The sequence below is a fragment of the Sphingobacterium sp. T2 genome, from assembly GCF_000814685.1.
Lineage (GTDB): Bacteria > Bacteroidota > Bacteroidia > Sphingobacteriales > Sphingobacteriaceae > Sphingobacterium > Sphingobacterium thermophilum.
This window is the reverse complement of record NZ_JXAC01000224.1, coordinates 1-11,152: the sequence shown is the minus strand read 5'-3', so window position 1 is coordinate 11,152 and position 11,152 is coordinate 1. Positions and strand designations below refer to the sequence as shown.

Here is an 11,152-nt window from a genome sequence, read left to right as displayed (position 1 = left end):
GCTTCCTTAGGTCCTACGCAACAACTCATAGACGCGTACCGAATGGAAGATGGTTCAGTTCCCATTACTGGTTATTTAGCTGACGGTTCCCCTATTATCAATCCAGAAAGTGGTTACTCTGAAACCGGATTCTCCCAATACAAGGCCGTTAGCTCTTCTAGAGAGAAAACAACAATTCAATATGTACGTTCGTCGTGAACCACGATTTTATGCTACCGTAACATATAGCGGCAGCGACTGGATTAACGAAACTTCAACCCTAGGGATACGCGAAATCCAGCTCTACTACACCGGAGAATCAGGAAAAGCAGGTTCTCACGACTATTCCGAAACAGGATATCTCTTCCGCAAAAACGTGTCGCCAACATATCATCCTAATGTGACCACAGCTAACCGTGCACACGTCATGATGCGCTATGCAGAAATTTTGCTCAACTACGTCGAAGCATTGAACGAAGCTTCTCCAGGACATCCCGACATCTTGAAATACTTGAACCAAGTACGCGAAAGAGGAGGAATTCCTCCCCTTACAGGCAGCTATACCCAAGAACAGATGCGTCAGTTTATCCGTACAGAAAGACGTATTGAGTTGGCATTTGAACATTTGCGCTACTTCGATACACGCCGTTGGAAAATTGCAGAACAGACAGACGGAGGGCCTTTCTATGGGATGAATGTAGAAGCAGGAACATCAAATACGGATCCTAACTTCTTCAAAAGAACACGCTTTGAAACCCGCGTATTCAGAAAGAGCTTCTACTTCTTTCCTATTCCACAAACAGAAGTGCAGAGAAACCCGAATCTAGTGCAAAATCCTGGTTGGTAATAAACACTAAAACCCATGAAAACAATCATTAACAATATAAATAAAGTTATAGCTTTTGCCCGATTATACAGCTTTATAATCGGAATCACCCTCATCATACAAGCTTGTAGCGAACCGAAATACGATATTCCGGATGCTGAGTCCTATTCCAAAATATTTATGCAAGCAGCTAGCAATGGAACACTCAGCAAGAGCTTCCCTATAGAAGACACATGGCACAGCATCCCCCTAGGAGCCGGATACGGAGGCCTTGTAAAGCCAGATCAGAAAATCACCGTACAGCTCAGCGTGGATCCTTCTAAACTGGAAGAATACAACACCGCAAATAATACTAACTACACTTTGCCTCCTTCTGGAAGCTATACCTTCGACGGAGGGACTGTAGAAATCCTTCCCGGCCTTAGTGGTAGCAACTCAGTACAGCTCAAAGTAAACCCACTCAAATTGGGTGGAACAAGAACATATCTGATACCTATTTCTATCACCAATGTTACGCCGAACATCCCCATCGCTAATGGCTTAGGAACAGCCTATATTCAGGTAAGCGGCTTTTATGAATCTAACCCTTATACACCTTACGACAAGACAGGGTGGGAAATCGTGGACTACTCTTCGGACAATAATGACAATGCCGTGGGCGGAAGAGCTCGATTTTGTATAGACGATGATGTTAACACCTGCTGGCTGTCTCAATATACGCGGGTAAATGGCGTACGCCCAGCACATCCTCACCATGTTACTGTAGATATGAAGGAAAACAAAGAACTACACGGTATCCAGCTGTTCGGAAGAAAAACTCTGCCGGGAGGAAGCTCTCAAACCTACCTCTTTCCTAAAACCGTGCACATAGAAGTTAGTTCCGACAATAATAACTGGACTTCCGTAGGAGTGTTTACCCTAATACCGGTAGATCAGATTAATCCTGAAGGTACAATGTATTTTGAAGAAACAGTAAGTGGAAGATATGTGAGAGTGACTGTATTAGGAAGTACTAGCCCAACAGGTGATACGACAGCTATTGCAGAACTATATCCATTTTAAAACCTCCTACTAGATTCCTTAACCTTATTCTTTCTATGGCTAGCCATAGAAAGAATTTTTAATATATGCGATATGAAAAAACTACTAGTCTATGGCTTGATGATTTTCTTAATGGGTTGTTCGAAAAACGATGAGAACTCGGATTCATCCCCTGTTCCACCGCCAGCAGAAGCCCTCTCAGTTTCCGCGATGACATACAATATTTTTGGAGCGAGAAGCGGTGGCATTCCGGATTTACAGATGATAGCTGATGTTATTAACCGCGCAAAGCCAGATCTTGTGGCACTCCAAGAAGTAGATAAAAATACAACTCGCAACAGTAAAAACGGAGACATCGCTAAAAAATTAGCTGAACTTACAGGCATGGACTATCACTTTGTCAAGGCTATCAACGTCTCGGGAGGAGAATACGGAGATGCCGTACTTAGCCGACTACCAATAAAAGAAAAGCAATCTTTCAACTTGGAGGTAGACCCTACATTGGGAGGAGAAAGAAGGTCAGTAGCTCGCATCCTGGTCGAAAAGGAAGGCAAAGAGTTTTATTTTATAAGCACCCATTTCGACCACCTCAGCGATGAACGTAACCGTATAAAACAGGCCAATGATTTCGTCGCAATGGCTAAAACGTTCAATAAACCGATGATTGTGGGAGCGGACTTCAACGCTTTGCCTGCTTCTAACCCCATGAACATACTGCGCACCTTTTTCACCTACGGTTGTCTCAATGGGAACTGCAGTCAGTATACCTTCTCTACTACCAATCCCGACCGTACTATCGACTATTTGATTTACGCTCCTTTAAATGCCTTTACACCTACATACTATACGGTGTATACTTGGGCAAATAAAGAGTCCGACCATTTTCCGGTCATTGCAACTTTTAAATTGAACTTTTAAAAAATAAAAGTTATTTTTATTAACCATTTAGATAAACCTAAAATCAACCAACATATATCATAATGAAATTTCTGAGTTATTCCTTACTGGCTTTAACCTTATTTGCCTCTCAATCTTTCTCACAAGCCCAAGACAGAGCTTGGCTCATTGGCCAGCAGTTTGAAGAAAGACCGGATCCGGAACCGGCAGACACCAACGCCTGGAAAAAAATTAATACAGGCTTACATTTCAGCTATGCTTCTATAGACCAACGTTATCCCAAGTCTGTCATTCCTGCATTACAAAAATCCTTAACACATACCGTAACAGGCTGGAAAGGCGAGAAAGTGTCAGCCCAAATCCTTCTATGGACCAAAGAAAATATAAAGAGTGTCAGCATTGAGGTCAACAATGAAAAAAGTTCCAACCAACTTTTGGCAGCAAATACCTCGGCTAGATTTCTGAGATATGTCCTTACCGACGAATTTGGTACAGGCTGTGGTAAAAGAACCCCTACAGACTATCCAGCACATCTTTCTGCCGATATGCTGGACGACCTGAAGCATATAGATATCCCTGCATACTCCGTAAGACCCGTATGGATTACTGTAGATATCCCGGCCTCAATAAAGGCAGACAAATATACCTTAACGTTAAATATTAGAACCGGCAACAAGGTGGTGGGTACCCTCCCCTTGACTGTTAAAGTACAAAACCATACGCTGCCCCCAGCAGCCCAATGGTCATTTCACCTAGACCAATGGCAGCACCCTAGTGCCGTCGCACGGGTCAACAACCTTAAAATGTGGAGCGACGAACATTTCGAAGCTCTGAAACCACAAATGGAATTATTGGCCAAAGCAGGACAAAAAGTCATCACTGCCACATTAAACAAAGATCCATGGCATGTTCAGACCTTTGACCCCTATGCCGATATGATTATCTGGACCAAGAAAAGGGACGGCTCATGGGAGTACGATTATACCGCTTTCGACAAATGGGTATCATTAATGATGGACTTGGGAGTGAAAAAGATGATCAACTGCTATTCCATCGTACCATGGAACAACGAAATTCACTACCATGACGAAACAACCAACAGTATTATCAATGTTGTGGCTAAGCCGGGAACAGCAATCTTCGAAGAGCTGTGGACTCCGTTCCTGAAAGATTTCAGCCGACACCTCAAACAGAAAGGTTGGCTGGAAATTACCAATATCGCACTGGACGAACGGCGAAAAGAAGAGTTAGCTGCTGCCTTCGACCTTATCTCTAGAGTTGCACCCAAACTTGGAGTAGCCTACGCCGATAACCACAAGACCTTCAAACAGTATCCTAATAGTAAGGATGTGAGTACAGCCATTAGAAATCCTATAGATTCTATAGATATCGTGCAACGTCGCTCCAAAGGTCTCAACACCACTTTCTATATCTGCTGTAGCGACAGCTTCCCTAACCAGTTTACATTCTCCTCTCCAGCAGAATCCGCCTATCTGGGATGGTATACTCTAGCAACCGGATATGACGGTATGCTCCGCTGGGCTTTCAACTCATGGGTAGAAAATCCACTGGAAGATTCGCGATTCCGCACCTGGCCCGCAGGAGATACCTACATCGTCTATCCTCAAGCACGAACTTCCGTACGTTACGAAAGACTGGTAGAAGGAATTCAAAGTTTCGAAAAGGTCAAAATTCTTCAGCAAAAACTCAAAAACAAAGGAAGAAACGACCTGACACGTAAAATAGAAGCGGCACTGGTACCGCTACGTAAAAACTTTAGAGACGATCATTGGCTGGAAAATCTAAACAAAGCGAAAGCCCTTGTAAATGAAATTTCCGATATCATATAAAATATTAATTTGCATATATATAATATAAAAGGACTTGAAAAATATTGACTATAAAAAGTATATTTGGAATAACGACCTATGAATAAACCTAATCATGTTTTAATTTTAAGTTAATCTTGAAATTAGAATTTTGATAGTCATAGCCAGATAAAATTATGGATGCTACTAAAGTCTATTATACAATCAATCATAAGCTGAGAGAAGGATGTCATGAAGCCTTTATGGAAATATACAACAAAAATAATAGGCTCATGTACAACTATATCAGAAAGTATGTTTCTGATAGTAACACGATAGACGATATCATCCATGATTCATTCCTCAATCTCTGGAACGCTAAAGAACGCATCTCCGTATACCATAAAGTTGAAAATTACCTCTTTCGGATTACGAGAAATGAAATCTACAAATATTATAGGGAGCGCCTCAGGAAATTAAGCATTGAAGAGGAAATACAAAAGAGCAAAACAGAAAGTTATGTGGTGGAAGGGGAAGATTGTCTGGCCAACCTCGAATACGAAAAGATATACCGCTTGGCGATAATGCAGTTACCGCCACAGCGCCAAAAGATTTTCAAACTGTCCCGAGAAGAAGGCCTGAGCTATCAGGAAATAGCTGAAAGACTGGGCATATCACCCAACACGGTGAAAGAACACATGTCATTGGCAATGAAAACCATACGCACTTATCTGGTCAAAGAGCATGACATTGCCTTAGGCATCATTATTCTTAGCCTATTAGCCTTTTAAATATATAGCAAATCTTTAAACAAAAAAGCCTATCTTTCGATAGGCTTTTTATCTTAGAAAATCAAAATCCTTAATCTTCTTTTTTCTCTTCAGTAGCAGGAGCTGCTTCTTCTGTAGCTGCAGGTGCTTCAGCTTTTACCTCTTCAGTAGCTGCTTCAGCTGTTGCTTTTTTCTTACCACCACGACGACGTGTCGCTTTTTTCTCAGTTTTAGCAGTTTTACCGTAAACTTCGTTGTAGTCAACTAACTCGATGAATGCCATCTCAGCGTTGTCACCAAGACGGTTTTCCAATTTGATGATACGAGTGTAACCACCTGGACGATTAGCTACTTTTTCAGAAATTTCGCGGAACAAAATAGATACCGCTTCTTTGTCTTTTAAGTAAGAGAAAACTGTACGACGAGAGTGAGTCGTATCGTTTTTAGATTTAGTAATCAATGGCTCAACGTATTGACGTAAAGCTTTAGCTTTAGCCAAAGTAGTAGTAATACGTTTGTGTTTGATCAATGAAGTCGCCATGTTAGCTAACATCGCCTTACGGTGACTGTCAGTGCGGCCTAAGTGATTTACTTTTTTTCCGTGTCTCATTTTAGTTTTTGTTTTTTGTGCATACCGTTCTTACTAGCCTTAAGCGTTCAGAGGAATTATGCAACAGGTCGCTAAATATAATTTTTAGTTTACTTATTAATCTTCGTCAAGTCTGTATTTAGACAAGTTCATTCCGAATGATAAACCTTTCGATTTAACTAACTCTTGGATCTCGCTAAGCGATTTCTTACCGAAGTTACGGAATTTCAGCATGTCTGCTACATCATATGTTACTAACTCAGCAAGAGTACGAATATCAGCAGCTTTTAAACAGTTCAAAGCACGAACGGATAAATCCAAATCTACTAGCTCTGTTTTCAAAATCTTACGCATATGTAAGATTTCTTCATCCACTTCCTTAGTCTCTTCTTTAGTTTGAGACTCTAACAACATGTTTTCATCGGAGAATAACATGAAGTGTTGGATCAGGATACGAGCCGCTTCTTTCAAAGCATCTTCAGGGTGAATAGAACCATCTGTAGAGATATCCAATACTAACTTTTCATAGTCAGTTTTTTGCTCTACACGATAGTTTTCAATGGTATATTTTACATTCTTAATCGGAGTGTAGATAGAATCTATAGCGATCAAACCTACAGGACCATCAGCTACTTTGTTCTCTTCCGCATTTACATATCCACGACCCTTAGCAACTGACAATTCAACCTCTAGTGTAACTGTAGGTTCCATGTTACAGATTACCAAGTCAGGATTCAAAACTGTAAAGTTGTTTGAAAACTTAGTGATATCACCAGCTTTGAACTGCTCTTGACCATTGATAACTACAAAGATTTTCTCGTTATCCCCCTGCTCACCTGTTTTTTTTGAAACGTACTTGTTTCAAATTTAAGATGATTTCAGTTACATCCTCTACGACTCCTTTGATGGTAGAAAATTCATGAGATACGCCCGAAAATCTTACCGACGTAATTGCATATCCTTCAAGTGAGGACAATAAAATACGGCGCAAAGCATTACCAATCGTTACACCAAAACCTGGCTCTAATGGACGAAATTCGAAAGTACCATCAAAATCCGTAGATTTTTGCATGATAACTTTATCCGGTCTTTGAAATGCTAAAATTGCCATTTATATTCTTTTATATTTTTTTCAACAATGTAATCTTAATAGCATATGCATAACCTTCTGAAGATTATGCATATCGCTATTAATTATTATTTAGAGTACAACTCTACGATTAAGTTTTCTTTGATATTCTCAGGGATCTCTGCTCTTTCTGGATAATTTACGAATTTACCAGTAAGGTTTTTAGCGTCCCACTCTAGCCAGCTGTATTTGTTGATTGCTCTACCTGCAACCGAGTTAGCGATAACCTCTAGAGATTGTGAACGCTCACGTACAGCAATTACATCACCTGGACGAACACTATATGATGGAATGTTAACAACTTCGCCGTTAACAGTAATGTGCTTATGTGAAACTAATTGACGAGCTGCAGCACGTGTAGGTGCAATACCTAAACGGAATACTACGTTATCTAAGCGAGCTTCCAATAATTTTAAGAAGTTCTCACCCGTAATACCTTCTTTTGCTGAAGCTTTAGCAAACAAGTTAGCAAACTGACGCTCTAATACACCGTAAGTGTATTTCGCTTTTTGCTTTTCTAACAACTGAATAGCGTATTCAGACTGTTTACCTCTTCTTTTCGATGGACCGTGTTGGCCTGGAGGATAATTCTTTTTCTCTAACGCTTTATCTGGGCCGAAAATTGGCTCTCTGAACTTACGTGCAACTTTGGACTTTGGTCCTGTATATCTTGCCATTTCTTTCTCTGTTTTAAGTATCTATCAGCCTGTAACTGACGAATCTTATCTTAAACAATAATTATTATTAAACTCTTCTACGTTTTGGAGGACGACAACCGTTGTGAGGAAGTGGTGTAATATCCTTAATAGCTGTTACATCAATACCTACTTGTTGTAAAGTACGGATTGCCATCTCGCGACCAGCACCTGGACCTTTAACGAATACTTCAACTTTACGTAAACCTAAGTCGTAAGCAACTTTACCACAGTCTGACGCTGCTTGGCTTGCTGCATATGGAGTGTTCTTTTTAGAACCTCTGAAGCCCATTTTACCAGCTGAAGACCATGAAATAGTCTGACCTGAGTTATTCGTTAAAGTAATAATAATGTTGTTAAAAGTAGCATTGATATGAGCTTGACCAACAGGCTCAACAACAACGATACGTTTTTTAGTAACTTTTTTACTTTTAGCCATTGTTTACTTGTTATTTAGTAGCTTTCTTCTTGTTTGCAACTGTCTTACGTTTACCTTTACGCGTACGAGAGTTGTTTTTAGTACGTTGACCACGAACTGGTAAGTGTTTACGGTGACGCAATCCACGGTAACAACCGATATCCATCAAACGCTTGATATTCAATTGGATTTCTGAGCGTAAAGCACCTTCTACTTTGATCTCATCGTTGATGATAGTACGAATGGCTGTTAATTGCTCATCGTTCCATTCTGAAACTTTAACGTCATGACTGATTCCTGCTTTATCCAAGATGTAAGCAGCTGTGGCACGACCGATACCAAAAATGTACGTTAGGCCAATAACACCTCTTTTGTTTTTAGGTAAATCTATACCTGTCTATCCTTGCCATATAATTCTTTAAGCGATTTGTTAACTAATTATCCCTGACGTTGTTTGAACTTAGGGTTCTTTTTGTTGATCACAAAAACTTTTCCTTTACGACGGATCACTTTGCAATCCGCACTACGTTTTTTTACTGATGCTTTTACTTTCATTGTAATAAATTGTTAAAAGCTCTGATTAGAGCATTGTCTTATTTATAACGATAAGTTATTCTACCTTTTGTTAAATCATAAGGCGACATCTCTAATTTCACTTTGTCTCCTGGTAAAATTTTGATATAATGCATACGCATCTTACCGGAAATATGTGCAATAATCTCATGCCCATTCTCCAGTTCTACCCGAAACATAGCATTAGACAATGCTTCTTTGATTACTCCGTCTTGTTCTATAGAGCCTGTTTAGCCATATATCAATCTTTATTAACGTTTTAACAACCTGCACTTAACAGGAGTGCAAAGATAAACAAAAAATATTGAAAACCAACTACTTTTTATTCAAAACTTTCTCGATCTCGTCAAAATTCAATAGCACGTCCGGAGATCCCTTGCGAATGGCAACCATTTGCTCAAAATGGGCAGACAATTTTCCATCTATTGTACTCACTGTCCAGCCGTCATCCCAGAATTTAACCCCGGCCTTGCCGGCATTAATCATAGGTTCTATACAGATTACCAAGCCCGGTTCCAACTTAGGTCCGGAACCTCTTTTTCCGTAATTCGGAACTTCCGGCTTTTCATGGAGGTGTAAGCCTACACCATGACCAACCAGCTCGCGTACGATTCCGAAATTGTACGGGCGGATATACTCTTGAATTGCAGATGAGATATCTCCCACTCGCTTTCCAGCTACAGCTTGTTCAAGCCCCTTCTGCAAAGAAGCTTTTGTAACGTCTAATAGTAATTGCGCCTCTTTAGAAATTTCTCCTACTCCGAATGTATAGGCAGAATCAGAAATAAAGCCATCAAGGTTCACCCCACCATCTACCGACACCAAGTCTCCGTCTTTAATCACATACTCACTCGGAAAACCATGCACCACCTGATCATTAACGGATATACATAAAGAGTATGGAAAACCTTGGTAATTCAGAAACGCCGGTGTACCACCATGGTCGTGAATAAATTCATAAGCTAATTTGTCCAACGACAATGTAGTAATACCAGGTTTGATTACCTTGGCAACTTCAACGAGTAAATTCGAGAGTACTTTTGCTGACTCTCGAATTTGCTCGATTTGTTCTTCTGTTTTTAAAATTACTTTAGACATCTAAAGAATTAAATTGCTGATTGATCATACCCTTCTACCCCAACAGCCGAACGGCCTTTAACACGTCCGGTTTTCATCAAACCGTCATAGTGACGCATTAATAAATGTGATTCGATCTGCTGAAGCGTATCCAACACTACACCTACCAAAATCAACAACGAAGTACCGCCGTAAAAATGTGCAAATGTATTATTTACACCTAGCGCACTCGCTATTGAAGGCAATATAGCGATCACAGCTATGAAAATAGCTCCCGGAAACGTAATGCGAGAAATAACATTATCGATGAATAAGTTAGTCTCGTATCCCGGTTTGATACCTGGTATGAAGCCACCATTTTTCTTCATATCCTCTGCCATCTGTTGAGGGTTGACCATGATAGCCGTATAGAAGAATGTAAACGCTATGATTAAAATAGCAAAGGTGACAATTATACGGTATCGAAGTAAAATCTGTCAACGATCTCAAGAAGTCAGAGTTTTGAAAGCTAGGTACAAATTGCGCCAAAGACATTGGTAAGAACATGATAGCCTGAGCAAAAATAATAGGCATTACACCTGCTGCATTGACCTTCAACGGAATGTACTGACGCACACCTCCAATCTGTTTGTTACCAACAATCTTCTTAGCATATTGTACAGGAACTTTGCGCACGCCTTGTACGATTAGTATCGTAAAAATCACAACAAAGAACAAAGCTATGAACTCCACAATGAAAGGAATGATACCTCCACCGCTTGGACTCATACGCGATCCCCATTCAGCTATAATACCTCCCGGCAACTGAGCAATGATACCCACCATGATAATCAAAGAGATACCATTACCTATACCTTTATCGGTAATTTTTTCACCCAACCACATCACAAACAAGGTTCCTGCAGTCAACACAATAGCACTTAAAATAGTGAACATCGGATCAGATATAGTTTTCGCGCTGTCATCAATCTGAGTTTTCACGTACGCTATAGCCTGAACCAATGTGATAGCTACTGTAAGATAACGGGTAATCTGATTAAGTTTTTTACGACCAGATTCTCCTTCTCTTTGCATTTTCTGAAACGCAGGAACGGCTATCCCCAATAATTGTACAACGATAGAAGCCGAGATGTAAGGCATTACACCAAGAGCAAAGATTGCCGAACGGGAGAATGAACCTCCGGAGAACATGTTGATCATGCCCAGAAGCCCTTCTTTCTCTCCGGCACTTGCCAAAGCTTCAGGATTTACACCCGGAAGAACCACGTGACATCCAAAACGATAAATAAGAAGAAATAAGTAAGGTAATTTAAAATACGATTACGTAAGTCTTCAATCTTCCATATATTG

13 protein-coding genes and 2 pseudogenes are annotated in these 11,152 nt (G+C 40.3%); 6 read left to right on the top strand and 9 right to left on the bottom strand.

Translation table 11 applies throughout. The features are described 5' to 3' along the window. From SD31_RS19420 to SD31_RS12660, 6 genes are all read left to right on the top strand, one after another. Positions 1-198 (top strand): hypothetical protein (locus tag SD31_RS19420; RefSeq protein WP_231561591.1); only part of this gene is annotated, 198 nt, incomplete at its 5' end. Continuing rightward, entirely contained in the window at positions 182-826 is a 645-nt protein-coding gene (locus SD31_RS12680) for a RagB/SusD family nutrient uptake outer membrane protein (protein ID WP_052259040.1), read from the top strand. The genes SD31_RS19420 and SD31_RS12680, both read left to right, overlap by 17 nt. Before the next feature lie 15 nt (positions 827-841). Then, positions 842-1,867: a BT_3987 domain-containing protein gene (locus tag SD31_RS12675; RefSeq protein ID WP_039054410.1), complete on the top strand. Its 1,026-nt coding sequence runs from the start codon at positions 842-844 to the stop codon at positions 1,865-1,867. Positions 1,868-1,939: 72 nt separating this feature from the next. Beyond that, the gene (locus SD31_RS12670; protein WP_039054409.1) at positions 1,940-2,764 is read left to right on the top strand and encodes an endonuclease/exonuclease/phosphatase family protein; all 825 of its coding nucleotides are present in this window, start codon (positions 1,940-1,942) and stop codon (positions 2,762-2,764) included. A gap of 62 nt (positions 2,765-2,826) precedes the next feature. Next, positions 2,827-4,593: a DUF4091 domain-containing protein gene (locus SD31_RS12665; RefSeq protein ID WP_039054408.1), complete on the top strand. Its 1,767-nt coding sequence runs from the start codon at positions 2,827-2,829 to the stop codon at positions 4,591-4,593. Positions 4,594-4,748: 155 nt separating this feature from the next. Further along, complete coding sequence (locus SD31_RS12660) at positions 4,749-5,342, top strand: RNA polymerase sigma factor (protein WP_039054407.1); 594 nt, start codon at positions 4,749-4,751, stop codon at positions 5,340-5,342. 70 nt (positions 5,343-5,412) lie between these two features. Here SD31_RS12660 and rplQ read toward each other — a convergent pair whose 3' ends face one another. From rplQ to secY, 9 genes and pseudogenes are all read right to left on the bottom strand, one after another. Continuing rightward, positions 5,413-5,931, bottom strand: a complete 519-nt coding sequence (gene rplQ / locus SD31_RS12655) for a 50S ribosomal protein L17 (protein ID WP_039054406.1) — start codon at positions 5,929-5,931, stop codon at positions 5,413-5,415. 96 nt (positions 5,932-6,027) lie between these two features. Beyond that, positions 6,028-7,021: pseudogene (locus SD31_RS12650) on the bottom strand (DNA-directed RNA polymerase subunit alpha). Positions 7,022-7,107: 86 nt separating this feature from the next. Further along, entirely contained in the window at positions 7,108-7,716 is a 609-nt protein-coding gene (gene rpsD, locus SD31_RS12645; RefSeq protein WP_039054405.1) for a 30S ribosomal protein S4, read from the bottom strand. Between the two features lie 67 nt (positions 7,717-7,783). Continuing rightward, the gene (gene rpsK, locus SD31_RS12640; protein ID WP_039054404.1) at positions 7,784-8,173 is read right to left on the bottom strand and encodes a 30S ribosomal protein S11; all 390 of its coding nucleotides are present in this window, start codon (positions 8,171-8,173) and stop codon (positions 7,784-7,786) included. Positions 8,174-8,183: 10 nt separating this feature from the next. Beyond that, complete coding sequence (gene rpsM / locus SD31_RS12635) at positions 8,184-8,543, bottom strand: 30S ribosomal protein S13 (protein ID WP_039054403.1); 360 nt, start codon at positions 8,541-8,543, stop codon at positions 8,184-8,186. Between the two features lie 47 nt (positions 8,544-8,590). Next, the gene (gene rpmJ, locus SD31_RS12630) at positions 8,591-8,707 is read right to left on the bottom strand and encodes a 50S ribosomal protein L36 (protein ID WP_039054402.1); all 117 of its coding nucleotides are present in this window, start codon (positions 8,705-8,707) and stop codon (positions 8,591-8,593) included. Between the two features lie 38 nt (positions 8,708-8,745). Beyond that, a complete protein-coding gene (gene infA / locus SD31_RS16240; RefSeq protein ID WP_231561593.1) occupies positions 8,746-8,946 on the bottom strand; it encodes a translation initiation factor IF-1 in 201 nt (66 codons plus the stop codon). 94 nt (positions 8,947-9,040) lie between these two features. Beyond that, positions 9,041-9,823: a type I methionyl aminopeptidase gene (gene map, locus SD31_RS12625; protein ID WP_039054401.1), complete on the bottom strand. Its 783-nt coding sequence runs from the start codon at positions 9,821-9,823 to the stop codon at positions 9,041-9,043. 8 nt (positions 9,824-9,831) lie between these two features. Further along, positions 9,832-11,152 (bottom strand): annotated as a pseudogene (gene secY / locus SD31_RS12620) (preprotein translocase subunit SecY); the annotation flags it as partial.